The organism is Peribacillus sp. Bi96, assembly GCF_918698115.1.
Lineage (GTDB): Bacteria > Bacillota > Bacilli > Bacillales > DSM-1321 > Peribacillus.
On record NZ_CAKKLV010000010.1, the window covers coordinates 12,646 to 39,157 of the forward strand.

Annotated in this window: 24 protein-coding genes, 1 tRNA gene and 1 other RNA gene; 5 read left to right on the forward strand and 21 right to left on the reverse strand. The window is 41.6% G+C overall.

Features of this window, described 5'->3' with window-relative positions; all coding sequences use genetic code 11:
- Positions 1 to 51 precede the first annotated feature (51 nt).
- On the reverse strand, positions 52 to 414 hold the full coding sequence (locus LQ203_RS13895; protein WP_230158980.1) for a DUF2294 domain-containing protein: 363 nt from the start codon (positions 412 to 414) through the stop codon (positions 52 to 54).
- Between the two features lie 332 nt (positions 415 to 746).
- Here LQ203_RS13895 and fdhF point away from each other — a divergent pair, with 332 nt between their 5' ends.
- Both fdhF and LQ203_RS13905 read left to right on the forward strand, forming a co-directional pair.
- Positions 747 to 3,686, forward strand: coding sequence for a formate dehydrogenase subunit alpha (gene fdhF / locus LQ203_RS13900; RefSeq protein ID WP_230158981.1), 2,940 nt, complete (start codon positions 747 to 749; stop codon positions 3,684 to 3,686).
- A gap of 20 nt (positions 3,687 to 3,706) precedes the next feature.
- Positions 3,707 to 4,183 (forward strand): DUF1641 domain-containing protein, encoded by a 477-nt coding sequence (locus LQ203_RS13905; protein ID WP_063233974.1) that lies wholly within the window; start codon positions 3,707 to 3,709, stop codon positions 4,181 to 4,183.
- 238 nt (positions 4,184 to 4,421) lie between these two features.
- On the opposite strand, the gene LQ203_RS13910 is transcribed toward LQ203_RS13905, so the two are convergent.
- The 6 genes from LQ203_RS13910 to secG form a co-directional block, all read right to left on the reverse strand.
- The gene (locus LQ203_RS13910) at positions 4,422 to 5,390 is read right to left on the reverse strand and encodes a nuclease-related domain-containing protein (RefSeq protein ID WP_230158982.1); all 969 of its coding nucleotides are present in this window, start codon (positions 5,388 to 5,390) and stop codon (positions 4,422 to 4,424) included.
- Between the two features lie 255 nt (positions 5,391 to 5,645).
- Positions 5,646 to 6,007: a transfer-messenger RNA gene (gene ssrA / locus LQ203_RS13915) on the reverse strand.
- A 123-nt stretch (positions 6,008 to 6,130) separates the two neighbouring features.
- A complete protein-coding gene (smpB, locus tag LQ203_RS13920) occupies positions 6,131 to 6,598 on the reverse strand; it encodes an SsrA-binding protein SmpB (protein ID WP_230158983.1) in 468 nt (155 codons plus the stop codon).
- Positions 6,599 to 6,664: 66 nt separating this feature from the next.
- Positions 6,665 to 9,034: a ribonuclease R gene (gene rnr, locus LQ203_RS13925; RefSeq protein WP_230158984.1), complete on the reverse strand. Its 2,370-nt coding sequence runs from the start codon at positions 9,032 to 9,034 to the stop codon at positions 6,665 to 6,667.
- Between the two features lie 33 nt (positions 9,035 to 9,067).
- Entirely contained in the window at positions 9,068 to 9,814 is a 747-nt protein-coding gene (locus LQ203_RS13930) for a carboxylesterase (RefSeq protein ID WP_230158985.1), read from the reverse strand.
- Between the two features lie 145 nt (positions 9,815 to 9,959).
- Positions 9,960 to 10,193, reverse strand: coding sequence for a preprotein translocase subunit SecG (gene secG / locus LQ203_RS13935; protein ID WP_063233970.1), 234 nt, complete (start codon positions 10,191 to 10,193; stop codon positions 9,960 to 9,962).
- 176 nt (positions 10,194 to 10,369) lie between these two features.
- Between secG and LQ203_RS13940 the strand changes: the two genes are divergently transcribed.
- Both LQ203_RS13940 and LQ203_RS13945 read left to right on the forward strand, forming a co-directional pair.
- Positions 10,370 to 10,912, forward strand: a complete 543-nt coding sequence (locus LQ203_RS13940) for a hypothetical protein (RefSeq protein ID WP_230158986.1) — start codon at positions 10,370 to 10,372, stop codon at positions 10,910 to 10,912.
- Positions 10,913 to 10,967: 55 nt separating this feature from the next.
- Positions 10,968 to 11,792 (forward strand): M15 family metallopeptidase, encoded by an 825-nt coding sequence (locus LQ203_RS13945; RefSeq protein ID WP_230158987.1) that lies wholly within the window; start codon positions 10,968 to 10,970, stop codon positions 11,790 to 11,792.
- Positions 11,793 to 12,115: 323 nt separating this feature from the next.
- Here the strand turns inward: LQ203_RS13945 and eno are convergent, their stop codons facing one another.
- The 9 genes from eno to LQ203_RS13990 form a co-directional block, all read right to left on the reverse strand.
- A complete protein-coding gene (eno, locus tag LQ203_RS13950; protein ID WP_230158988.1) occupies positions 12,116 to 13,411 on the reverse strand; it encodes a phosphopyruvate hydratase in 1,296 nt (431 codons plus the stop codon).
- 30 nt (positions 13,412 to 13,441) lie between these two features.
- Positions 13,442 to 14,977, reverse strand: a complete 1,536-nt coding sequence (gene gpmI, locus LQ203_RS13955) for a 2,3-bisphosphoglycerate-independent phosphoglycerate mutase (RefSeq protein WP_230158989.1) — start codon at positions 14,975 to 14,977, stop codon at positions 13,442 to 13,444.
- On the reverse strand, positions 14,970 to 15,731 hold the full coding sequence (gene tpiA / locus LQ203_RS13960; protein ID WP_230158990.1) for a triose-phosphate isomerase: 762 nt from the start codon (positions 15,729 to 15,731) through the stop codon (positions 14,970 to 14,972). The genes gpmI and tpiA overlap by 8 nt, the downstream gene beginning before the upstream one ends.
- Before the next feature lie 46 nt (positions 15,732 to 15,777).
- Positions 15,778 to 16,962, reverse strand: coding sequence for a phosphoglycerate kinase (locus LQ203_RS13965; RefSeq protein ID WP_230158991.1), 1,185 nt, complete (start codon positions 16,960 to 16,962; stop codon positions 15,778 to 15,780).
- A gap of 247 nt (positions 16,963 to 17,209) precedes the next feature.
- On the reverse strand, positions 17,210 to 18,217 hold the full coding sequence (gene gap / locus LQ203_RS13970; protein ID WP_230158992.1) for a type I glyceraldehyde-3-phosphate dehydrogenase: 1,008 nt from the start codon (positions 18,215 to 18,217) through the stop codon (positions 17,210 to 17,212).
- A gap of 32 nt (positions 18,218 to 18,249) precedes the next feature.
- Positions 18,250 to 19,284 (reverse strand): sugar-binding domain-containing protein, encoded by a 1,035-nt coding sequence (locus LQ203_RS13975; RefSeq protein ID WP_230158993.1) that lies wholly within the window; start codon positions 19,282 to 19,284, stop codon positions 18,250 to 18,252.
- A 140-nt stretch (positions 19,285 to 19,424) separates the two neighbouring features.
- Positions 19,425 to 19,667, reverse strand: a complete 243-nt coding sequence (locus LQ203_RS13980) for a glutaredoxin family protein (RefSeq protein WP_230158994.1) — start codon at positions 19,665 to 19,667, stop codon at positions 19,425 to 19,427.
- 15 nt (positions 19,668 to 19,682) lie between these two features.
- Entirely contained in the window at positions 19,683 to 21,020 is a 1,338-nt protein-coding gene (gene rpoN / locus LQ203_RS13985) for an RNA polymerase factor sigma-54 (RefSeq protein ID WP_230158995.1), read from the reverse strand.
- 337 nt (positions 21,021 to 21,357) lie between these two features.
- Positions 21,358 to 21,429, reverse strand: a tRNA-Arg gene (locus LQ203_RS13990).
- 287 nt (positions 21,430 to 21,716) lie between these two features.
- Here LQ203_RS13990 and clpP point away from each other — a divergent pair.
- Entirely contained in the window at positions 21,717 to 22,325 is a 609-nt protein-coding gene (gene clpP, locus LQ203_RS13995; protein ID WP_230158996.1) for an ATP-dependent Clp endopeptidase proteolytic subunit ClpP, read from the forward strand.
- An 89-nt stretch (positions 22,326 to 22,414) separates the two neighbouring features.
- Here the strand turns inward: clpP and LQ203_RS14000 are convergent, their stop codons facing one another.
- The 5 genes from LQ203_RS14000 to LQ203_RS14020 all read right to left on the reverse strand — a co-directional run bounded on the left by LQ203_RS14000 (position 22,415) and on the right by LQ203_RS14020 (position 26,096).
- Positions 22,415 to 22,672 carry an HPr family phosphocarrier protein gene (locus LQ203_RS14000; RefSeq protein ID WP_048688029.1) on the reverse strand — a complete coding sequence of 86 codons (258 nt, stop codon included), beginning with the start codon at positions 22,670 to 22,672 and terminating at the stop codon, positions 22,415 to 22,417.
- A gap of 20 nt (positions 22,673 to 22,692) precedes the next feature.
- Positions 22,693 to 23,646, reverse strand: a complete 954-nt coding sequence (whiA, locus tag LQ203_RS14005) for a DNA-binding protein WhiA (protein WP_230158997.1) — start codon at positions 23,644 to 23,646, stop codon at positions 22,693 to 22,695.
- A gap of 70 nt (positions 23,647 to 23,716) precedes the next feature.
- On the reverse strand, positions 23,717 to 24,703 hold the full coding sequence (locus LQ203_RS14010) for a YvcK family protein (protein ID WP_230158998.1): 987 nt from the start codon (positions 24,701 to 24,703) through the stop codon (positions 23,717 to 23,719).
- Complete coding sequence (rapZ, locus tag LQ203_RS14015; RefSeq protein WP_230158999.1) at positions 24,693 to 25,592, reverse strand: RNase adapter RapZ; 900 nt, start codon at positions 25,590 to 25,592, stop codon at positions 24,693 to 24,695. Before rapZ ends, LQ203_RS14010 begins: the two co-directional genes overlap by 11 nt.
- 45 nt (positions 25,593 to 25,637) lie before the next feature.
- On the reverse strand, positions 25,638 to 26,096 hold the full coding sequence (locus LQ203_RS14020) for an 8-oxo-dGTP diphosphatase (protein ID WP_230159000.1): 459 nt from the start codon (positions 26,094 to 26,096) through the stop codon (positions 25,638 to 25,640).
- Between the last annotated feature and the right edge of the window lie 416 nt (positions 26,097 to 26,512).

Genomic DNA, 26,512 nt, shown 5'->3' on the forward strand with positions numbered 1-26,512 from the left:
ATCCAGGAGCCAATCGACCATTGGTAAGGAACATCGATTTACCATACCTGGTCAATGCCCGTTTAGTTTATCCGCTAAATTCTTATCAAATACAAATACGGAAATCGCTATGTTCTCTTTAACTTTGATGTCTGTAAACAAATGGACCAGATTAGCCCCAACCAGTTCTTCCATTCCATCAGGAGGACTCTCCGAATACACATCCTGAATCATTTTGGTTCGAGCAGAATGGACCATATCCCTTCCTTCCTCTGATCTTGATATGAACATTTCCGTCGGAGTCAAATTCCCATATAATGTAGAAACGGCCATGTTTTCGACGAAAACTGTGTGTATGCGTTCCGGACCTTTCCCGAATAGTTCCTTGCGAAGCTTGCGGATTATATCATTGAATTCATGAATTACTTTTGACAAATTAACCTCACTCCTAATCAAGGAATTTTCTTCTTCTTAATTGTCTTATCATAAATCAACAAAAAACAAAAGGAATTTGGAAGTTGCAGCCCTTATACAGGATTGTTTCTTTCTGGAATTAAAGGTATAATATCAGTGATGAAAGTTGGGTATGCAATATTGTATTGTTGTGTCCCTATCTTTTTCAATACCTATACATAATGGTATGATTGGTATATTGGCAAGTTTTGCTATTAAACTATTCCACCATGACTTACACAACCGTTTTAGAGCTGGAGGTGTAATCATGGTGGTTTTTTTACGTGTTTTCAGCTCTAAAAGGGGGATATATTATGAGTGATTCGTATATTACTATAATAATTAATGGGTTGGAGCATACGGCAAAAACCGGATCAACAATCCTTGAAGTTATCAATCAAAATGAGATAGCCCATCCGCAAATTTGTTATGTCCCTGAAGTGGATCCAATCCAAACATGTGACACTTGTATCGTCGAGGTCGACGGAAAGCTCGTCCGATCATGTTCGACAGTGGCAGTGAGCGGCATGGATATTGCCTTGGACTCAAGAAAGGCAAAAGAAGCCCAAACCGAAGCAATGGACCGGATCCTGGAAAATCATTCATTATACTGTACAGTATGTGATAATAATAATGGAAATTGTACACTTCATAACACGGCAGAATTAATGGAAATCGAACATCAAAAATATCCTTATACACCGAAAGTGAAATTGGGTGACGTCGATATGTCCCATCCATTTTACCGCTATGATGCCAATCAATGCATTGCATGCGGTCAATGCGTCGAAGTCTGCCAAAATCTACAGGTCAATGAGACGCTTTCCATCGACTGGGAAGCAGATCGCCCTAGGGTAATCTGGGATGAAGGAACGGAAATCAACAACTCATCATGTGTAGGCTGCGGACAGTGTGTCACCATTTGTCCTTGTAATGCTTTAATGGAGAAATCAATGCTGGGTGAGGCTGGTTTCATGTCAGGTTTGAAAAGCGACATGCTTGAACCCATGATTGACCTTGTTAAAGAGGTGGAACCTGGATACAGTGGGATTTTTGCCATTTCGGAAATTGAAGCGGCAATGCGTGATACAAGGACGAAGAAAACAAAAACGGTCTGTACGTTCTGTGGGGTAGGTTGCACATTTGAAGTTTGGACAAAAGGCCGTACAATCCTTAAAGTCCAGCCTACTCATGAAGCCCCGGTTAATGCCATTTCCACATGTGTTAAAGGGAAATTCGGCTGGGACTTCGTAAACTCCGAAAAACGCTTGACCAAGCCCCTGATTCGTAAAAATGGGAAATTCGTTGAATCAAGCTGGGATGAAGCACTTGATTTGGTTGCCTCAAAATTTGGTTCGATCAAGCAACAGCACGGCGGTAATTCAGTCGGATTCATTTCTTCATCCAAGATCACGAATGAAGAAAACTATGTGATACAAAAATTGGCACGACAAGTTTTCGAGACGAATAACGTCGACAATTGCTCCCGTTATTGTCAATCACCAGCAACAGACGGATTATTCCGTACAGTCGGAATGGGTGGAGATGCTGGCACGATTAAAGATATCGCAGCGGCAGGACTTGTCATCATCGTCGGTGCTAACCCTGCAGAAGGCCATCCGGTATTAGCAACACGCGTTAAACGGGCCCATAAACTCCATGGTCAAAAACTGATTGTTTCAGATCTTCGGAAAAATGAAATGGCAGAGCGTTCTGATCTCTTTATGAGACCAAAGCAAGGTACGGACCAAGTATGGCTTATGGCCGTTACAAAATATATAATCGATCAAGGCTGGCATGATCACGAATTCATCAATGAAAATGTGAATTTCTTCGACGATTATAAAGAGATACTTAAGAAATATACTTTGGAATATGCAGAACAAAAAACAGGAATAACAAAAGAAACACTAATTCAAGTAGCTGAAACGATTCGTGATGCTGACGGGACTTGCATCCTTTGGGGAATGGGTGTAACACAAAACACTGGTGGTTCCGATACTTCCGCTGCAATTTCCAACCTTTTACTAGCTACAGGAAACTACCGCCGTCCAGGAGCTGGAGCGTATCCACTTCGCGGCCATAACAATGTACAAGGTGCTTGTGATATGGGTACTCTTCCAACATGGCTTCCAGGATATCAGCATATTTCTGATGATGCAGCACGGGCTAAATTCGAAAAAGCATATGGAGTAAAAATTGATGGACAACCAGGTATGAACAATATCGAAATGCTTCACGCAATTGAAAAAGGCGATATGAAAGCAATGTACCTTGTCGGTGAGGATATGGCACTTGTCGATTCTGATGCCAACCACGTTCATAACGTATTATCGAGCTTGGATTTCTTTGTTGTTCAAGATATTTTCCTTTCCAGAACCGCACAATATGCAGACGTCGTATTACCAGGAGTACCATCTCTTGAAAAAGACGGAACGTTTACCAATACGGAGCGCCGTGTACAGCGTTTATACCAAGCACTGCCTACTTTAGGAGAAGCTAAAGCAGACTGGTGGATCACCCAAGAGATTGCTAAACGCTTAGGAGCGGATTGGAACTACAAGCACCCTAGTGAAATCTATGCGGAAATGGCAAGCCTCTCTCCACTATTTAGCGGAGCGAATTATGAAGTCCTTGAAGGTTGGAACAGCTTCCTATGGGGAAGCCATGATGGTACCAGCACGCCGCTTCTTTATGTGGATGGCTTCAACTTCCCTGATAAGAAAGCCCGTTTTGCTCTATCTGATTGGGTGGAACCTGCTCAATTCCCAGAGGAATATGATCTTCATATCAACAATGGACGTATGCTTGAACATTTCCATGAAGGAAATATGACGAATAAATCCAAGGGCATTCAATCTAAAGTTCCTGATATATTCGTTGAGGTTTCTCCCGAGCTTGCAAAAGAACGAAAAGTCAGTGATGGCGGACTTGTTCGCTTAGCTTCACCATTCGGAGCCGTTAAAGTAAAGGTTCTGATTACAGACCGAGTACAAGCAAATGAGCTTTTCCTGCCAATGAACTCAGTGGATAAAGACTCAGCCATTAATTTCTTGACAGGCCCTGTGTATGATAACCGTACAAGCACTCCTGCTTACAAACAAACGATGGTCCGCATGGAAGTATTAAGTACAAGCGGAGAAATCCCACTGCCGGGTACCAACCCACGGAATAAAAAACGTCATCCCCAAAATGGTGTTGAGGTTGAACGTAAGTGGGCTCGTCCAGGGTATGTTCACTTAACGGAAAAATAAACAAGGAGGGTGAAAAGGTCATGGCAGCTCCCATTACGGAAATCCATAATCCCATTACTGAGGAAGAAATAAAGCTACAAAAACTAGAAGAACTAAAAACGCTGATCACCAATAATGAAGATGCGTTAAACAATATGTTTAAAATTGTCAATGAACTGAATGACTCAGGAGTATTCGAAGCCGCGACCTCCATGCTTCAAGGAAAAGAACAAATTGCAAAAATCGCGCTTCAACAAGTCACAAGACAACCTGTAACAAACCTGATCAATACCCTTATGGGTGCAACAGGAGCCTTGATGAACGCCGATGCCGCACAATCCACGAAACTGCTAAACAGTGCACTGGCAGGAATCGATGAAGGAAACAAATTCCTCCAGGCCGATAAGAAAATCGGCGTGTTGGATTTAATGAAAACGTTGAATGATCCCGACATAAACCGGGCAATAGGTTTTGGCGTCCACTTCCTAAAGGGAATGGGTAAGGAATTGAAAGAATAGAGTTGGAATCTGCACTAAACATGGTAAGGAATATCAAAAACAGTCCAGCTAGAAATCTTACTTACCATTCAAGAATGTCCTTTGAGCCAAAGTTCAGGAAGAAATTAACCATCGGTGCATCCACCGTAGATTGGATGATTCATACGTTGGAGGAAACATTCTCTTCTTTAACAGAAGATATAATTAATAAAGTATAATTTTGAACAGAGGTTGACTCCTAAGGGTCAACCTCTGTTTTTTACTCATTAAAAAAAAGGCTGTACACCCTCCCCTTATTCGCACCACGGCCTGTCAGATTCAATGATTGCAAAATCCTCGTTGCACTGGATGAGGAGGAAATGTTTAAAAAATCCCTCAACTGCCGATTCGTTATAGTCGAGCCTATTAGATAAAAATAATTTCGTAAAGCCTGGATATGTGCATCTTTACTGAATAGTTGGCATTGATTGCAAAACCATGTGCTATGCCTTCTAAATAACTGATTCCCCTTACAATTCTCACATATCACTCCCTTGATAAGTTCTTCTTCGGTAAGATTGTATCGTTCCAGAATGGAAGAGGCGGCTTCGATATGATGCTTATTTATAATCCGAACTACTTTCTTTAAGTCTTTTTCACCTAAAATGGAACCTGTAATGGAATCCTCCATTACGTTGATTCTTGAGGGCAACACATCGGGATGGATAACATTGTAATGGAGTTTACGGTTTTCAGGAGAAGTACGAATGATCGTTTGGGGATTACTGATAACAACCAAAGAAAGGATAGGTAGTGAGGGAAAGCCATTTTTCAAGAACCAATTCTTCAACTGTGATTCCTGGCGGCTGACTTGAATGAGGGGATCTGGAAAAGCCGTCTCTTTTCCATCTTTCGTTCGAATGAGCTGATTGAAATGCGAATCAAAATAAATCATGCCAGCTATATTCTTCACTTCAATAATAAGGGCAAATTTCTTCGAGATTAATAAGGTATCCAGTTGAAAAAAACGGGATTGCTCCTGCAGCCTTAAATCGTGGAAGATAAAGTATCTTTTCGAATCAAGAAAGCTTAGCGGAAAGTCAATGGACTTTTCCCCTTTATAGCCCGCTTCCCTTTTATTGAGATCATTCATGATTGAGGAGATCTTAGGATGATTCGGAGGAAGCCTGCGCACTAAAGCACGTAATTTAAGGATAGTAAGGGGGACTTTTCGTTGTTTTACAATCAATTTTCATCACTCCAATCTTGGTTTCTCCCAATAAATCTACACTAGCAAGGAATATTCCTTTAATGGAAAGCGATATTACCGATTATCTTCGAAAAATGGAGGTATATCTCCGAATTCAGCCATATATCAACGAAAATGGAGATATATCATCGAAAACTCCTGGTATATCTACGAATTATTCGATATATCGATTTTTCGACAAAAGCAAACGAATTGATTGAAAAAAAACAAATAAAAAACCACCAATATATGTATTGGTGGAGACGGTGGGAGTCGAACCCACGTCCAGACATAACGGCACTTAAGCTTCTACGAGTGTAGTCGATATATTCGCATTTCGCGAACTCATTAGCCTATCGACAGGCGGCAGAGCAGCTAGTCTGATTGGTCTCTTCCTTCATCCTCAGACGGTGGATTCCGGCGTATCCCACTTAGAGTGAGTCCCTTACCCTACCACGTGGGCCATGGAGGGAGGAACAGCTAACGACTGTTGTTACGCAGCGAAAGCTAGGTTGTTGTTTTGTTTGCCAGTTATAGGCGTTGACGTTTTAACGAGGCCGATCCCCTCGACTCGCAACTTAAGCTCGAACTATCCCTGTCGAATCCGTAACGTCCCCATGATTGAAATGGAGCGTACGAGAGAAGAATAGTCAGCAAGTTGGCTGATATTCAATTGTCATCGGTACAGGTTTAATTATAACAGATTGCTTCAAAAAATCAATTGTAAGGTCTTGGCAGTTCTACATCTTCTGACGATCACGGAAAGCACGTTCAATATCACGTTTTGCTTCCTTCTTCTTCAGGTCATCACGCTTGTCATATTGTTTCTTCCCTTTTCCAATTCCAATTAAAACTTTGGCAAAGCCATTCTTTAAATACATTTTCAACGGGACGATGGTATAACCTGTTTCCTTTGTTGTACCGATCAATTTACTGATTTCTTTCTTATGCAAAAGAAGCTTCCTTGTCCGCAACGGGTCATGGTTAAACTGGTTTCCCTGCTCATAAGGACTGACATGCATATTATGAAGATAGATTTCACCATTTTCTATTTTAGCAAAGGCATCCTTCAAATTCACTCGGGCCGCGCGGATTGCCTTGATTTCGGTCCCTTTCAAAACGATGCCTGCTTCAAATGTTTGTTCAATGAAGAAATCATGATATGCTTTTTTATTTTGTGCTAGTTGTTTACCTGAGCCTTTTGGCATCGTACTCTCCCCTTTTTACATCCAATCGCGGTGAGAGGAGGAATGAATCATCCCCTCACCTCAATCTTATCTCTTTTTAGGTTTTCTCTTGCGCTTGGCTGCCGGCGCATTTTCGAAGAATTTTTTCTTCTTTTTCGGTTTTCTATCGGAAGAAGGCGCATCTCCATTGCGGTTACCTCCGCGGCCGCCGCCTTTCCCTTCGTTACGTCCACCATTGCCACCACGGCCCCGTTTACGTTCACCTGAATTGGCCTTGAATATTTTCTTCTCGCCAGATGGACGCGGACGGCTTACCTTCATGCCAATAATCTCGAAATCGATGGCGCGTTCTTCTTTATTGACGTTGGAAACACGTACGTTGATCTCATCGCCAATCCTGAACACATTACCTGTGCGTTCCCCGATCATTGCAAGCTGACGCTCATCGAAGCGGTAATAATCATCCGTCATGAAGCTGACATGGACAAGTCCTTCAATGGTGTTTGGCAGCTCGACGAACATTCCGAAATTCGTAACGGATCCAATGATCCCGGTATATTCTTCTCCGATTTTATCAAGCATATATTCCGCTTTCTTCAAATCATCGGTTTCCCGTTCGGCATCGACGGAGCGGCGTTCACGTTTCGATGTATGATCGGCAATATCAGGTAAAATGGCATTCCATTTCTCTTTCGTAGCCTCATCGAGTTTCCCTTCCACCAAATAGGTCCTGATCAACCTGTGTACGATCAAATCGGGGTAACGGCGAATCGGCGATGTGAAATGTGTGTAAAACTCAGCTGATAATCCAAAGTGGCCTAAGCTCTCCGGATCATATTTCGCTTGTTGCATGGAACGAAGCATAACGGTGGATATGACCGTTTCTTCCGGCTTACCGGCTACTGCCTCGATGATTTCCTGTAACGCCTTCGGATGAACATCATTGGCCGATCCTCGTACAATATACCCGAAGTTCGTGATGAATTCAAAGAAACGCTGCAGCTTTTCCGGTTTGGGATCTTCATGAATACGGTAAATGAACGGTACTTTAAGACGGTTGAAATGCTCTGCAACGGTTTCATTAGCCGCAAGCATGAATTCTTCAATCAGCTTTTCCGCAACCGATCTTTCCCGTAAAACAACATCAGTCGGATGTCCCTCTTCATCTACGATAACTCTTGCTTCATTGAAGTCAAAGTCGATTGCACCGCGGTTCATCCGATTTTTACGAAGAATGGCCGCTAGCTTCTCCATATCCTGGAACATCGGCACTAACGCTTCGTAACGTTCGAGCTGTTCTTCATCTTTTTCCACAAGAATTTTGTTCACATTTCCATATGTCATCCGTTCCGTCGTTTTAATGACACTTTCAAAAATCTCATGGTTGACGACTTGCCCACTTGGCGTGATCTCCATCTCACAAGACAGTGTAAAGCGATCGACTTGTGGGTTCAAAGAACAAATCCCATTTGATAAACGATGCGGAATCATCGGAATGACCCTGTCCACCAAATAAACGCTCGTTCCTCTTTCAAGAGCTTCCTTATCGATCGGTGAACCTTCCATTACATAATGGCTGACATCGGCAATATGTACACCCAACTTGTAATTGCCATTTTCAAGCTTCGAAACCGTAACGGCATCATCCAAATCCTTCGCGTCTGCTCCATCAATCGTTACCAAAACATCATTCCGCAAATCCCTGCGGTTGCCTATTTCACTTTCTTCAATGGTATCCGAAACGGCATTGGCTTGATCCATGACGTCCTCTGGGAACTCCATCGGCAAGCCATATTTATGGATCACGGAAAGAATATCCACACCAGGGTCATTCTTATGTCCAAGAATTTCAATGACTTCACCTTCAGCACTTACGCGTCCTTCAGGATAAGAAGTAAGCTTGACGACAACCTTATGGCCCTCTACCGCTCCATGTGAAGCATGCTGCGGAATGAAGATATCGCTTGCGATCTTTTTGTCATCAGGGATGACAAAACCGAAGCTTTTACTTTCAGAGTATGTACCCACCACTTGTGTAATTCCGCGTTCAAGGATTCTGATGACAGTACCTTCTTGTCTCGATCCTGATGTCTCTGAAGATACACGGACCATGACGATATCTCCATGCATCGCTGTACCCGTTTCATTTGGCGGGATGAATATATCATCCATTCCTGGATTATCTTCAGGTGTCACAAAAGCAAAGCCTTTTGCATGCCCCGTTAATTTACCGCGAAATAAATTCATTTTTTGCGGCAGGCCATAACGATTGCTTCTCGTTCTGACGACCAATCCCTTTTCCTCCATCTTAACTAACGCCTTAACGAAATTCTTGAAGTCTGCCGAGTCTTCGATTTTCAAAGCCTCTTCAAGCTCTTGTACGGTTAACGGCTTATATGCTTCGTCGGTCATATACGTCAGAAGCTTATTAATGTGTTCTTGAATGTTATCTTCCATAAAAACCCTCCTATTCAGGGTATGATAATTTTGTTATTCGGACCAATCCAGACTTTCTAAAAATTCTAATACATCTTCATGCAATTGGTTACGTTCTTTATCAAGAGTTATGACATGACCGGATTCTTCATACCACTTGAGCTTTTTGACAGGTGACTCAATGGCATCGATAATAATATCGGCACTTTTCGGATTGATGACATCATCATGCCGCCCTTGAACGACAAATGTCGGTGCATAGACTAGATCGATATGCTCCCTTACATCCGTTATCAATTCCTGAAGGGCCTTTAATGTATTCATAGGTTTATTAGCGAAGCGGTCCATTTCCAGCTCTATTTGCTCTGGTGTTTTTCCTTCATACTTCTTAAATTCTCTGGCGTACTCCAAAACTCCTTTATACATCATTTCTTCACTTTTGATATACATAGGCGCACACATTGATACGATACCCTTTATAGGTACAGTGTAACCTAATTTAAGAGAAAATACGCCTCCTAAAGAGAGTCCTGCAACAGCAATTTCTTCATGGCCTTTGCTCTTTAAAAAATCATAGGCCATCGTGACATCTTTCCACCAATCAGTTGGACCCGTTTCCACTAACTCCTCTGGCGGCACACCATGGCCTTTATAGTGCGGGGCATGGCACGTATATCCATGCTTCTCCAGGTGGCGTCCAAGCATCCGTACATCAGCGGAATTTCCCGTAAATCCATGTAATAGTAAGACAGCTCTTTTTCCGCCTTCAAAAGTAAAGGGCTGCTGCAGCTTGATTTTCATGATTATAAGCTCCTTTATCAGTAAATAGCATCCAAAAAAATTTTTCCCTATCCTATCATTAAGTACTAAAATTACTATATCTATTCATACAACTATTGTGCAAAGAAAAGAGCCTAGCTATTTAGCTAGACTCATTTTTGATCCATTACACATCAAAGAATGCAACAAGTAAAGTTAAAGCAAAGAATAAAATGGCTAATACTATCGTTGCCCGGTGTAAAACAAGATCTAAACCGCGTGCTTTTTGCTTTCCGAATAGCTGCTCAGCACCGCCGGCTATCGCACCTGATAAACCTGCACTTTTACCTGATTGAAGTAATACCGTCACAATAAGGGCGATACTGACAATCACTAAAAGCGTTATGAGAAATGCATGCATGCAATTACACCTCCTGAAGAACCATAAACATTTACTTTAACTTTACCACACACACTAAATATCTACAATCTTTGTTATACTGTAATGGTAAGAATTCCTAAACATCCATAGTCATTGATTTCTTTTTGAATAAAAATTTGAGATACTTTACATAAAGAGAAGAAAGAGGTGTCACCATGTTTAAGTCCATACTTCGGATTCTTGATCTCCTGACCATCCTATTCTCGGCGGTTGCCGGATATTCTTTATGGACAGGCGGAAGCAATCTTATAAGTGTCTTATTAATCATCCTATCACCGCTTTTATTGCTGCTTGCAAAGTATCACGAAAATCGATACTTATTATTTGCTGCATATATCACGACAACCGTTTATTTTACTGCTATTATTTATAATGGACTTTCCAATAGCGGTATCGATTTTTTCCAATCTAGCTTTAATGTCCTCCTAATCGGGGCAGCAGCCGTCTTGCTGAGCATCATAGCAGCGGTCATTGGGTTTGGGACAAATACCCTTACGATTCTTTGGTTATCTCTTCATGCCCTGGTCACATTCGAGACAATCAGAATGTCATCTGGTTTCCTTTCACATTTTTGGTCAGATCCCGTCGTGGAAACCGCAATCCGAAATGATTATCCTTTTTTGTTGATGGTCATCTGGATTGGCTTATTTCTGGATAAATATCAAAGTGAATTAACAAGGGATTACTTATCACGATAATCTTTCAAAACTACCTTTATTGGAAATCTTATATTAAAAGCAAGGGGCCTTCCATATGTTAAAATCTGTATTTGCAGCAACTGCTCTATCATCCTTCATTCTATTGTCCGGATGCTCATTCGACCAATCAAACGAGGATAAAAAAGAGCCAAAAGAAGAACAGCCGAGCTCCCAGAATAAGGAGACAGAAACTGATAAGAATAATGATTCAAAAGAAACGACTCAACGCCAGGTAGAAGTTGATGAAACGGTTAAACCCGCACAGGATGGACTTCAGACATTAGCCAACCCGAAAAGCATACCTGTACTTGTCAATAAACAATACAGCCTGCCGGAAGATTACAAACCTGATGACCTTATCTATCCAAAAGTGGATTTCATCTTTCAAGATAAAATTGAAAAAAGAATGATGCGAAAAGAAGCGGGAGAAGCACTCGAAGAGTTGTTCCAAGCTGCCGAAAACGAAAACATGCACTTTGCCGGTGTTTCCGCTTACCGTTCACATCAAACGCAAATCGCTGTCTTTAACAACTATGTGGCTAAAGACGGGGAAGAAAAAGCGAGAACCTACAGTGCAATGCCTGGGACAAGCGAGCATGAAACAGGTCTAGCGATTGACGTCACGACCCATGACGGTGCATGTGCCGCCCAGGACTGCTTCGGTGACACGAATGAAGCCGCCTGGCTTGCTGAACACGCCCATGAATACGGATTTATCATCCGCTATCCAGAAGGCAAGGAAAACATCACAGGCTATAAATACGAACCATGGCACATCCGCTATGTCGGTGTTGATGCTGCAACTGAAATTTTTGAAACGAAGAGTACATTAGAAGAATACTATAATGCCGTTCCAGTAGAAGCTGTGTCGGATAATTAAAAAAAGGTGCCCAGATGCGGCACCTTTTTTTGTCTGAAATGTATTAATCAAACGTTTGATTAAATGGCTTAAACCACGCTACTTTGGTAGCGTTACCGCTGCTAAAATCTAGTAAAGGTTGTAATTATCATGTTAATGATAGTTAGATATGTTCCATTTTCACTAAAAAATAGGGACTGACTAATATGAATGCAAGCCTCAAACGTCCTTACTTTCCACCCTTCAGTATACATAAAAAACCTCCCATTCAAAATGTGGATTACCACATTGAATGGGAGGTGCTCACTCCATCCGCTTCTCGTCAGAAGCTGGCTTTGCAGTGATTACTTCTTCAAGTTATAGAAAGATTTCAAGCCTGCATATACAGCCAAGTCACCAAGCTGATCTTCGATGCGAAGAAGTTGGTTGTATTTAGCGATACGGTCTGTACGGGACATGGAACCTGTTTTGATTTGTCCTGCGTTTGTTGCAACGGCGATGTCAGCGATAGTTGCATCTTCCGTTTCACCGGAACGGTGGGAAACGACTGCAGTATAGCCTGCGCGCTTAGCCATTTCGATTGCTTCAAACGTTTCAGTCAGTGTACCAATTTGGTTCACTTTAATCAGGATGGAGTTACCGATGCCTTTTTCGATGCCTTCAGCCAATTTTTTTGTGTTCGTTACGAATAAATCGTCACCAACTAATTGAACTTTAGAACCAATGCGTTCAGTTAAAAGCTTGTGGCCTTCCCAGTCATTTTCATCCAAGCCATCTTCAATTGAAAGAATTGGGAATTCATTCACTAGCTCTTCATAGAACGCAACCATTTCTTCGGATGTAACGCCATTGCGGCCTTCGCCTGCAAGATCGTATTTGCCTGTTTCTTTGTTATAGAATTCAGATGAAGCTACGTCCATACCAAGGTAGATATCTTCGCCTGCTTTATAGCCTGCTTTTTCAATTGCCTCGATGATGACTTGCAGCGCTTCACGGTTTGAACCAAGGTTAGGAGCAAAGCCACCTTCATCGCCAACAGCCGTGTTCAAGCCTTTAGCAGAAAGAACGGATTTCAATGCATGGAATACTTCGGCACCCATACGAACTGCTTCTTTGAAGCTAGGAGCACCGACAGGAAGGATCATGAATTCCTGGAAGTCTACATTGTTGTCTGCATGTGATCCACCGTTAATGATGTTCATCATTGGAGTTGGAAGTTGTTTCGCGTTGAACCCTCCAAGGTAACGATACAATGGTAAACCGGAAAATTCCGCAGCGGCGTGGGCAGCAGCCATTGATACACCAAGGATTGCGTTCGCTCCCAAGTTCCCTTTGTTTTCAGTACCATCCAGTTCGATCATTGTAAGGTCAAGGCCTGCTTGGTTCGTTACATCCAAACCAATGACAGCTTCAGCAATGACATCATTTACATTATCAACTGCTTTTTGTACCCCTTTACCCAGGTAACGAGATTTATCTCCGTCACGAAGCTCAACTGCTTCGTGTTCTCCTGTGGAAGCTCCCGATGGTACGATTGCACGTCCGAAGTATCCGGACTCTGTTTGGATTTCTACTTCTACTGTTGGATTACCACGAGAATCTAACACTTCGCGTGCATATACATGTTCGATGTACGGCATTATAAATCTCTCCTTTTCCAATTCACAATTTTATTTAGATAATAGGGATTTCCCTGTCATTTCAACAGGTTTTTCGACTCCAAGCAAATCAAGCATTGTTGGAGCTAAATCGCCTAATATACCATCTGTTCTTAATGTTACCTGATTTTTAGTAATAATGACAGGCACAGGATTCGTTGTATGGGCAGTCATCGGGTTGCCTTCAAGCGTTACGACTTCATCAGCGTTCCCATGGTCAGCGGTAATGATTGCTGTACCGCCTTTTGAGACAATTAAATCGACAATCCTGCCTAGGCATTCATCCACGGTTTCAATCGCTTTGACGGTCGGTTCTAGCATCCCTGAATGACCAACCATATCCGGGTTGGCGAAATTCAAGAGGATCGCATCGAAGCGGTCAGCCTCTATTTGTTCCATCAACGCATCCGTCACTTCATAGGCACTCATTTCCGGCTTTAAATCATATGTAGCGACTCTCGGAGAATTAATTAATATTCTCTCTTCACCAGGAAACTTCTCTTCACGTCCGCCGCTCATGAAAAACGTCACATGCGGATATTTTTCAGTTTCAGCAATACGAAGCTGGGTAAGCTGGTTTTGGGAAAGTACCTCCCCTAATGTATTATCAAGATTTGTCGGCTTAAAAGCAACATATCCGTCAACTGTTTCTGAAAAATGTGTCAAGCAGACAAAATGGAGATGCTTCGGATGTCCAGGACCACGGTCAAATGAGCGAAAGTCCTCATTCGTGAATGTATTGGAAATCTGGATCGCCCGGTCAGGACGGAAATTATAAAAGATAACGGCATCATCATCTTTAATCGTTGCCACTGGTTTTCCGTCTTCCGCCGTTATCACAGAAGGTATCACGAACTCGTCAAAAATACCATGTTCATAGGAATCCTCGACACATTCCATCGCAGAAGAATAAGCAGGCCCATCACCATACACCATTGATCGATAGGATTTCTCCACACGCTCCCAGCGTTTATCACGGTCCATCGAATAATATCTTCCGGATATGGTCGCAAACTGACCAACACCGAATTCCTTCATTTTTGCTTCTGCATCCTTAATATAACCCTGTGCCGTTTTCGGGCCGACATCACGTCCATCTAAAAATGCATGTACATATACATTTTTAACTCCTTCTTTAGCCGCCAATTTCAGCAAGGCATACATATGTTCAATATGACTGTGCACGCCGCCATCTGAGAGAAGTCCGAAGAGATGAAGGTCCGTGCCCTTTTTCTTCGTATAGCTCACGGCCTCTACCAAAGTTGGATTTTCTGCAAACTCACCTTCACGAATAGCCAGATTCACACGGGTCAGACTTTGATAAACGATCCGTCCTGCCCCTATATTCAAATGACCCACTTCAGAGTTCCCCATTTGACCGGCAGGCAAGCCTACAGCTTCCCCGCTTGCAGTTAAATGGGAATGCGGATACTGTTCCCAATAACGATCAAAGTTCGGTTTTTTCGCATGAAAAACAGCATTTCCTTTCTCTTCGCTACGGCAGCCAAAACCGTCTAAGATGATAAGTGCCACAGGCGACTTACTCATAATGACCAGCCTCCAGCAATTGTAAAAAGGAAACAGTTTTTAAGCTTGCCCCGCCTACCAACGCACCGTCAATATCAGGCTGTGACATATACTCTTTAATATTCTCAGGTTTAACACTGCCGCCGTACTGAATTCGGATGGCTGCAGCTGCTTCGTTTGAAAACTTGTCAGCAACAACTGAGCGGATATGTGCACAAACTTCATTGGCATCTTGAGCCGATGAAGATTTCCCTGTTCCAATCGCCCAGATCGGCTCATAAGCGATAACGGCTTGTTTCAATTGTTCATTAGATAATCCAGCTAGGCCTTTTTCTATTTGGCTGCCAACAAATTCATTCGTTTCGCCAGCTTCCCTTTGTTCAAGTGTTTCACCACAACAAACGATAGGAGTTAACCCGTGGGCAAAAGCGGCATGAGCTTTTTTATTGACGGCTTCATCCGTTTCGTTGAACATTTCCCGGCGTTCAGAATGACCAAGAATGACATAAGATACACCGAGATCAGTTAATGCAATCGGACTGATTTCTCCTGTGAAGGCACCACTTTCTTCGAAGTGCATGTTTTGCGCACCGATTTTCACATCGGTTCCTTTTGCTGCTTGAACAAGTTGATCCAAAAACAAAGCTGGAGAACATACCACCGTATCGATTAAATCTTGCTTCGGAATCAGATTGCTCACTTCTTCTATAAAAGCAGTCGATTCAGATAGTGTTTTATTCATTTTCCAGTTTCCTGCAATAATCGGTTTACGCATTTGGTTTCTCATCCCTTCTAAAGTTGAAATTTTTAACGGTTCACGCTTATTTATCGTTCAATGCTACAACGCCAGGCAATTCTTTGCCTTCCATGAACTCAAGAGATGCACCGCCGCCAGTTGAAATATGGGACATTTTTTCTGCTAAGCCAAACTTTTCAGCAGCTGCGGCAGAATCCCCTCCGCCTACAATGCTGTACGTATCTTTTGCTTCCGCCAATGCTTCAGCAACGGTTTTCGTTCCATTTGCAAATTTATCGAACTCGAATACACCCATTGGTCCATTCCAAATGACAAGCTTGGAACCTTTGATTACATCCGCAAATAATTCACTTGTTTTTGGACCGATATCAAGAGCCATTTTATCAGCTGGAATAGCATCTATATCGACATTCTCGGCTTCTGCATCTGGTGAGAATTCAGCCGCTACAACTGCATCGATTGGCAAATGTAATTTTACGCCTTTTTCTTTAGCGCTTTCGATGAAAGATTTGGCCAATTCTATTTTGTCTTCTTCCAATAAAGAATTTCCGATTTCATGACCTTGAGCTTTAATAAATGTATAACCTAGTCCGCCACCAATAATCAAGTGATCGACGTTTTCCAAAAGGTTTTCGATAACGCCTATTTTATCCTTTACTTTTGCGCCGCCAATTATAGCTGTAAAAGGACGTTCTGGGTTGGATAAAGCTTTTCCAAGCACCGAAAGTTCTTTTTCCATAAGCAATCCGGCAACAGCTGGAAGATGGTGTGCGATTCCTTCCGTTGAAGCATGTGCACGATGAGCAGCTCCGAATGCATCATTAACATAAACATCCGCCAGTGCAGCAAATGACTTCGCCAATTCTGGATCGTTCTTCTCTTCTCCTGGATAGAAACGAACATTTTCCAATAACAGAATCTCACCATTTTCCATGTTATCAATGATGGACTTAACTGAATCCCCGTAAGCTTCTTCAGCCTTTTGTACATCTTTTCCACTAAGCTCACTCAGTCTTTTTGCAACAGGAGCTAAACGCAATTCTTCAACGACTTGTCCCTTAGGACGTCCAAGATGGCTAGCTAAAATGACTTTAGCACCTTGTTCCGTCAGATAGGAAATCGTCGGCAATGCCGCTCTGATTCTCGTATCATCCGAAATCTTTCCGTCCTGCATCGGAACGTTGAAATCAACACGGCAAAAAACGCGTTTCCCTTTTAATTCAATATCTCTAATCGACTTTTTATTCATAATCCAAGAACCTCCTTAGATATTGTTATCATATTTTTGATTCTCTTAGCCAAAAAGGGAGAGGGTAAATATCCCAACTCCCCTTTTCTCTTTTTCATTATAGTCGGTTTCCAGGAAATTATCCAAAAACAAGAAATGTAAACGCTTGACTGTTTAATGACTTACTAATAATATCATCTTCTGCCAAGTTTTTTTAGAGGTGTTATAAAAAAAACCTCACCTTGGTGAGGTTTTTTTATTATTCTAATTACAATCCTTTTTTAGCCAAATAGTCGATTAAATCAACAACACGACTAGAATATCCTGTTTCATTATCATACCAAGATAATACTTTAACCATGTTTCCTTCCATTACCATTGTGGAAAGGGCATCAATTGTAGATGATGATGGGTTACCGTTATAGTCAGTTGATACTAGCGGAAGTTCGCTGTACTCAAGAATTCCTTTTAATTCGCCTTCAGAAGCCTTTTTGAATGCTGCATTAACTTCTTCAACTGTTGTGTCTTTTTCAAGCTCTGCAACAAGGTCGACTACAGACACGTTTGGAGTAGGTACACGCATTGCCATACCATTCAATTTCCCTTTAAGTTCAGGAAGAACAAGTGCAACAGCTTTTGCTGCCCCAGTTGTTGTAGGAATGATATTCTCGGCAGCTGCACGTGCACGGCGGTAATCTTTATGAGGCAAATCAAGGATTTGCTGATCATTTGTATATGAGTGAACAGTAGTCATCATACCGCGTTTGATTCCGAATTGTTCATGAAGCACTTTAGCAAATGGCGCTAAGCAGTTTGTTGTACAAGAAGCATTAGAGATTACATGGTGGTTCGCTGCATCATATTTGTCTTCGTTTACACCCATGACGATTGTGATATCTTCATCAGATGCAGGAGCAGAGATGATTACTTTTTTCGCGCCAGCTTCTAAATGTTTAGCTGCATCTGCACGTTTTGTGAAACGACCTGTAGATTCTACAACTACTTCTACTCCTAGCTCACCCCATGCTAATTGTGCAGGATCACGTTCAGCCAATACTTTGACTTTATGGCCATCAACAACCAAGTAATCCCCATCAACTGCCACTTTTTCATTAAGAGATCCATGAATTGTATCGTATTGAAGAAGGTGCGCTAACATATTAGCATCCGTTAAGTCGTTAATAGCTACAATTTCCACCTCAGGATTACTCAATGCTGCACGAAATACATTACGTCCAATACGTCCAAAACCATTAATACCAACTTTTACTGCCATGAAAAATTCCTCCTTTTAAGTTCGCAAATATATTAAGGGGTGTAATTCCCCTGAATTAACTCTTGTGCTGCCGCTTCATCCGTGATCAAAACCGTTGATGAAGGCGCTCCTTTCATGTAAGAACGGATAGCCTTAGCTTTAGTTTTCCCACCCGCCACAGTTATCACTCGCTTTTCAGGGCTGAGATCATCTAACTGGATACCGACTGTCAAAACTTTATGAACAACTTTGCCATTTTCATCGTAGTAATAACCGAATGCTTCTCCTACAGCATTTCCATCTAACAGTTTCTTTAACGTTTCTGGCGAAGAATTTCTTCTCTCTGCCATCGCAATGGCATCACCAATTCCATGAATGATCATATCAGCAGATTTAATTTTGGAAATGACTTCTTCAATAGCAGGTTCCTTCATGAAGGAAGCATAGACCTCACCGCTTAATTGATCGGGTACATATAACACTCTGTATGAGGCATGCGCCTTCTGTGCCATTCTTTCGACAATCGTATTAGCCTGATTCTGCACTGCCTCACCAATTCCCCCGCGGGCTGGGACAAATGTCAATTTCTTAGACGCTTCATCAGGTGACAACGAATTGGCCACTTCGGCCATTGTCGATCCACCAGTAACTGCAATGATATTCTTTGAGTTCCATTCTTGTTTCATACGGTTGGCACAGGCTTTACCCAATTCTTTTTTTACCCAAGGGGTTTCGTCACAATTTCCTGAGACAATGATGACCTCATCCACTTGTAACAATTCCTGCAACTGCCGTTCCATTATGTCTATACCCATTACTTCACGCATTATTCCTTCTAACTTATCCAGGATTTCCATCCCTTCATCTGTCAGCGTCATACCAGAACTGAATATATTAACCAGACTCTGACTTTTCAGAAAATCAACCTCGCTTCTAAGCGTCCGCTCAGTCAAGTTAAGGCTTACAGCCAGACTTCGCCTTCCCACTGGCTGCATCATTTTGATATAACGCAGGATATCATATCTTTTTTGCATAACCATAAGGAAATCAGGTAATAATTTTCTTTGTACCTCGAGTAATGTACGCATATTTTAAAACTCCTAAAAATTTAAGTTGGACGTATAATGTCCCGCGTAGTCATTTTCTGTCCCACTTAAAACAAAAAAATATTCCTGCTACATATTTTATTCTAGCAGGAACGGAATGTTTCTTCAAATGATTTGAAAAATTATTTTTCCAAAAGCTTATTTAGAGCTGATTTATCAACCTTTCCGAATTGAACGATATCATCTTTCCATTCTATGACAGGGATCATCAGTCCGAATTTCTCAAGCAAATCGTCATCGGAATGGATATCAATTTCCTTATACCCTATTCCCGATTCCAATTTCATTTCTTCAAGTATTAGCTTGGCTTTATCACATAAGGGACATTTATCCCTACTATATAAAACAAACGCACTTGATTCCAAAATCACTCATCCTTTTCAATCATATCTTTTTCGTTTAGATGAAGAAGGGATCCCCAGTTGTTCACGGTATTTGGCGACAGTTCGGCGTGCCAGGATAATTCCATGCTCCTCTTTCAGTCTTTCAGCCAAATCTTGATCCGAAAGCGGCTTTTGCTTATTTTCACCATTGATGGCTGCCTGGAGGCTCTTCTTTGCTTGCATGCCAGACATATCCTCATCAAGGCCGACTGACTGTAAAGAAGTGGTGAAAAATATTCGCATTTCTATCGTACCAAATGGTGTCTGCACGTATTTCCCTTTAACAGCCCGACTGACTGTGGACTCATGTATGCCAAGCTCGTCTGCGACTTCTTTCATCGTCATGGGCTTCAAGTAGTTCAGTCCGTGATGAAAGCACCCTGGCTGTTTTTCGACTATGCACTGAATAACCTTCAATATAGTCTCTTTTCTCTGCTGAATTCCTCTTGAGATCCATTGGTATTCCTGCCACTTATCTTGAATAAAGCGTTGAACTCCCTGATCTTTATGACTCTTCATTCGGTTTAAATACCCTTTATCCACATTAAGATTGGGTGTGTTGCCATCATAATTCCCTACAAGCAGTATCCCATCACGAACCTCCACGACCACATCCGGCACTATATAGGAAGGTTTTTCTTGAAAAAAGAGTGAAGCCGGTCGCGGGTTCAACGTCTGGACATAATCAAAAACTTCTTGAATCTCCTTCATCGTAACACCGATCTTCTTGCTTAAGTCTTTCCAACGCTTTTCAGCAAAATCGAGGAAGTGGTTTTCTATGATCGATTCTGCCAGCAGATTCACTCCTTCTGCCTTTACCTGAAGTAAAAGACACTCTTGAAGATTTCTCGCCGCAAGCCCATGCGGTTCGAGTTGCTGTAAAATCGAGAGGCTCTCTTCCAAAACGTCTAAAGATATACCTGGGACACAAATATCCTCCAGCTGAATGCGCAAGTAACCGTTTTCATCCAGGTTATGAATTAAGAGCAACATCGCCTTTTGCTGCTCACCGGAAAGTTCCTGATGATTCACTTGGGACATGACATGCTGCTCAAGTGAAAGTGTATCTTCACTGATTTGTTCAATCCAATAGTTGGCATCATACGTATTTTTAAGAGTCCGTTTACCCTTTTTCCGATCAAAGGTTGGCTGAAATAAAGCAGATGTTGGCTGATCTAGGGACAGTAATGGATTTTCCGCGATTTTATTTTCTAAGAAAGCGGAAAGCTCCTGTGCGGAGTATTGCAGCAGTGTAATAGCCTGCATAAGCTCCTGGGTCATTGCCATCTTTAATGTTTGCTGTTGAAATAGTCCTGCTTTCATATTCATACTCATCGATTCATCCCTCCCCCATTCCATTTTACATTATCAGGAGAAAATTCTACACAAAAACCCATGAAAACGCTTACGTTTTTTTCAGAATAGTGTATTTGTTTTAAACTACTATATGTTAGAAATGAGATTTTAACAACTACTTTTATTGAGAAATCGCCATTTTTCAAGGGATACACACCAAAATATCCCAAGTGTTTGCCAACATACCACGATTCGATAGAAATTTACTAGAATCGAGTAAATTCATCAAAAATCGAGAAAGGACCATTCGATGCCTACGCTTAAAAAAGCTCAATAAAAAATCCCCCACTTCAATAATAAAGCAGGAGATTGGTAATGCCCTCGGCAGGAATCGAACCTGCATTTCAAGCTTCGGAGGCTTGCGTTCTATCCGTTGCACTACGAGGGCGAGAAAACTATATTTTTTCGACAGACTTCATTATATGATAGAATGCCTTCCTTTGCAAGGGTTATCAGGTTTAAAACTTTATCTTTTGGGTATTATGGATAATGTGGAAATTCATCCCTGTGCGGCATAATTATGAATGATTTTAATCGGAAGGAGACTTAGTCAGAAAATTGTCGAACAAATTATCAATTATAGGGTTTGTTTTGTTTGACCTAAATTGACCAAAAAGTGTATCATACATACATAAAGAATTTAAATGATTCTCTTAATCGAAGGAGGAAATGAACATGAATTTAATTCCTACAGTTATTGAACAAACAAGTCGTGGGGAGCGTGCCTACGATATTTACTCCCGTTTATTAAAAGATCGGATCATTATGCTAGGAAGTGCAATTGACGATAATGTTTCCAACTCCATTGTTGCTCAATTACTATTTTTAGAAGCAGAAAATCCTGAAAAAGATATCACTTTATACATCAACAGCCCAGGTGGAAGCATCACTTCCGGTATGGCCATTTACGATACGATGCAATATATCAAACCTAATGTATCCACTGTATGCATTGGTATGGCTGCTTCCATGGGTGCATTCCTATTGGCTGCTGGTGAAAAAGGCAAACGTTATGCGTTGCCAAACAGTGAAGTCATGATTCACCAACCACTTGGAGGAGCTCAAGGTCAAGCGACGGAAATCGAAATTGCTGCCCGCCGAATCCTTCACCTGAAAGATAAGTTAAACCAAATCTTAGCGGAACGTACTGGACAACCTCTTGAAGTCCTTCAAAGAGATACGGAACGTGATAACTTCATGACTTCTGAAAGAGCTCTTGAATATGGCTTGATTGACAAAGTCATCACTCGCAGCAATCTTGAAGATAAAAAAGACAATAAATAATAATGATTAAAAGGCCCCGAAAGGCGTGTTAAGCGACTTTCGGGGCCTTTTTTATATAGTACTATGCAAAAGTTCGGCAACCTCTTCTTTTAACCCTCTTGCTGAACGAACTCTTCCAATGCCTCTAATGCTTCTTTTTCATCGCGTCCTTCAACAATTAACTTAACGGACACGCCGGAACTGATGGCAAGGCTCATCAATCCCATGATACTTTTTGCATTTACTTTTTTTCCTTCTTTTTCAAGGAAAACATCTGAATGAAAGCGGTTAGCTTCTTGTACAAAAAGAGCAGCCGGCCGGGCTTGTAAGCCTGTCTTCAGTTTTACTTCAACTTGTTTTTCCACCATCTTGATCTCCCCTGTTAGTTTTATTTTTTCGCAGCAATAGCTTCTCCCCCACGGAGCCTGTCAGCTATTTCATCAATCTTTCGTAAACGGTGATTAATCCCGGACTTACTGATGTTTCCTCCAGATACCATTTCCCCAAGTTCCTTTAAGGTTATATCCTGAAATGCTATTCTAAGCTCGGCAATTTCACGAAGCTTATCCGGCAATATGTTGAGTCCTACCGTATCCTCAATGTATAGGATATTTTCAACCTGGCGTAATGAGGCACCAATCGTTTTGTTCAAATTAGCTGTTTCACAATTCACAAGACGATTCACTGAATTACGCATATCACGGACAATCCGTACATCCTCGAATCTTAATAAAGCTGAATGGGCACCAACGATACTTAAAAACTCGGCAATCTTTTCGGCTTCTTTCAAATAAATGATATACCCTTTTTTGCGTTCAAGCGTCTTCGCCTTTAAGTCAAACTTATTCATTAGCTCACAAAGGGCATCATTGTGCTCTTTATAAAGTGAGAAAATCTCAAGGTGATAGGAAGACGTTTCCGGATTATTGACCGAACCTCCCGCAAGAAATGCACCTCTTAGGTATGATCGCTTACAGCATTTCTTTCCAACAATAGTATCGGATATGGCATGGAGAATTTCAAAGCCCTCGCCTAAAATTTCTAAATCGGTTAAAACCCGCTGTCCTCCAGATGACATCCTGACAATATAAACATTATTCTTTTTAAGCTTCATCTTTTTACGGACCAGCAGCTCGACTTGGACTTCATAACTTTTTTTCAACAGCGTATATATTCTTCTGGCAATCGCTGCATTTTCAGTTTGAATATCCACAACTAGCTTCCGATTAGAAAATGAAAGGGATCCGTTCATCCGGATAAGCGCACATAATTCCGCTTTTCCGCAGCAATCCTTTCCCTCTAATTGTGTAAGCTCTTTTTTTGTTTCTGAAGCAAAAGACATCCATTTCACCCCCAATCGAACGCAGGTAATCTATTTTTATCAATTAAAGAAAAACCGTCCCCGCTTATATCTACGGAACTATATGGCTTTTTGTTTCATTTACAAGCATATTAAAAAGCAAATCCGCCACTTTTTTCGTGTCATGGCGTATTACATTCCCTTCATAGCTGAAAATGCGCTCTTGTATGATTTCAAGACCCATTTGTTTTAAACTTTCCACATCATACATGACCGGTTTGGCATATTCAGCTTGATAACGTTGCTGAATCTGTGCCGGTATTTCTTCATTATTAACAAGTATCCTGTCAATATATGCATTTCCCATATGGTCGTATATGGCTTTAATATGATCGCTCGCGCTATAATCCAGCGTCTCGCCGGCTTGTGTCATCAAGTTGCAAATATAAACTTTCTTAGCCTTGGAACGGCCAACTTCTTCCCCTAGACCCGGGACAAGTAAGTTAGGCAGAATGCTAGTATATAAGCTTCCTGGACCGATGACAATGAGATCAGCATGCTTGATTTCCTGGATAGTTTCACTGAGCGGCTTTATATGTTGAGGAGACAAAAATACTCTTTTTATTTTCTTTCCTGAAAAGGGGATCTTGGATTCTCCTGTAACAATCGTTCCGTCAGCCATTTCCGCGTGGAGAACCACACTTTGGTTGGCAGCCGGAAGCACTTTACCACGCACATTCAGGAATTTACTCATTTCCTGGATTGCATGGACAAAGTCTCCGGTCAACGAGGTCATTGCAGCCAGGATCAAATTCCCCAGTGAATGCCCGGACAACTCATTTTTACTCTGAAAGCGATGCTGAAACATTTGTTCAACGAGAGGCTCTACATCCGATAACGCAGCCAGCACATTACGGATATCACCTGGAGCGGGGATATCCATATCCTCACGAAGGCGACCTGAACTTCCACCATCATCAGCTACCGTAACGATTGCTGTTATATCCACTGGATGCTTCTTTAAACCCCTTAACAAAACCGGAAGGCCTGTTCCCCCTCCTATGATCACAACCTTAGGTTGTTTCTTATTATCTAACATCTGCTTTCCCCTTACTTTTTTCGATATCCCGATGTGACACTTGAACTCTGTAATCCTTTTTGAAGTGGTTTGAGAGATACTCCGTCAATGCTACCGATCGATGCTGACCGCCTGTACACCCAATCGCAATAACAAGCTGTGCTTTTCCTTCACGCTTATAATATGGGAGCATGAAAGCAAGCAAATCAGTCACCTTTTCCAAAAACTTTTGTGTTTCACTCCATTTTAAAACGTAACTCGACACTTCCTGTTCCAATCCAGTCTTTGGCCTCATATGGTCAATATAATATGGATTTGGCAGGAAACGTACATCAAACACAAGGTCAGCATCTATTGGCAGACCATGCTTGAATCCGAAGGACATGACATTGACCGTGAAACCTACACTTTTATCCGTAGAAAATTCCGAAGCGATTTTCTCCCTCAATTCGCGCGGTTTCAATTGTGATGTATTAAAAATCAACTGAGCCCTGCCCTTTAATTCGTCCAAAAGTTCCCGTTCCATTTTAATGCCTTCCAATGGCCGGCCTAATGGAGCAAGGGGATGGGTCCTTCTCGTTTCCTTATATCTGCGTACCAAGGAATCATCATCAGCTTCAAGAAACAGGATTCTTGGTGATACTGCTGATGTATCCGTTAATTCATCAAGTGCCAGAAATAAGGAATCAAAAAATTCCCTCCCCCTCAAATCCATGACAAGAGCCACTTTATTCATCTTATTCCCAGAGTCCTTCATTAACTCCAAAAATTTTGGCAATAGTGTGGGCGGCAAATTATCGACGCAAAAAAAGCCGAGGTCTTCAAAACTTTGAACCGCCACTGTCTTACCCGCTCCTGACATTCCGGTAATGATGACCAATTGCGTTTCATTCATCTGCCCTGTACTCATTTTTCTCCGCCCCCATGTATAACAATCTTTTTTATTAAGCAAATATTAACCTGGATCTAATCGATAAGAAAGTAACTTAAACTCAGGCGTATAGGTAAACGTTCCATAGATGATTCCACTTCCATGAACCATATAGTCCAGAATGTGAAAATCCCCTTCAGCCATTTTCAGGTTTTTAACATCATCAACTGGATGCCAGTTAAGCTCCCCTTCTTCACAAACATCCAAATTGACGCCATCGGAATCCGTTGCAAAGAAAGTGAACATCATCCATTCCGATAACACTTTGTCCCCATCCTTCATAATGAAGGTGAAAATACCTTTGATGGAAGGGTTTTTTAAATAAACGCCTGTTTCTTCGCGATATTCTCTAATACAAGCATCACGTATAGATTCTCCAGGCTCCATCTTGCCACCGGGAGCTACCCACCATCCGCGTCTAGGTTTTTTCAATAAGAGGATTTGATTATCCTTGATCAATACACAGTTTGTGACACGTTGCACGTTCTTCACCTCAATTGGATTCTGCTCGACTATAGAAACCTTCTCCCTCCTGGATGGAGGGATCCTGTTTATATCCTTAAACCGCCGCTAGATATCCATTTGGCGATTTACAAATGCTAATAGTTCAAACAAGTTGTATTTTACATCTTCTTACCATTATGAAAGATATGTTTAGTATATCTTATCATTATACTATTTTTGAAATGAGCTAACAATAAAGTAAACTTCCTGCATTGGGGGAATATTCATTCGCAGATTCACGTACGAAGTATTCATCTCCTGCTTAACTCCTATTATTCTCCACTTTCCCTGCCTAAATGCAAAGGGATGGCTTACTTCTCATTAGCAGCCCGTCAATTTTTCCTAAAATTGGAACTAAAGGAATGGTCTTAAAGCAGGACACAAAAAAAGGGACA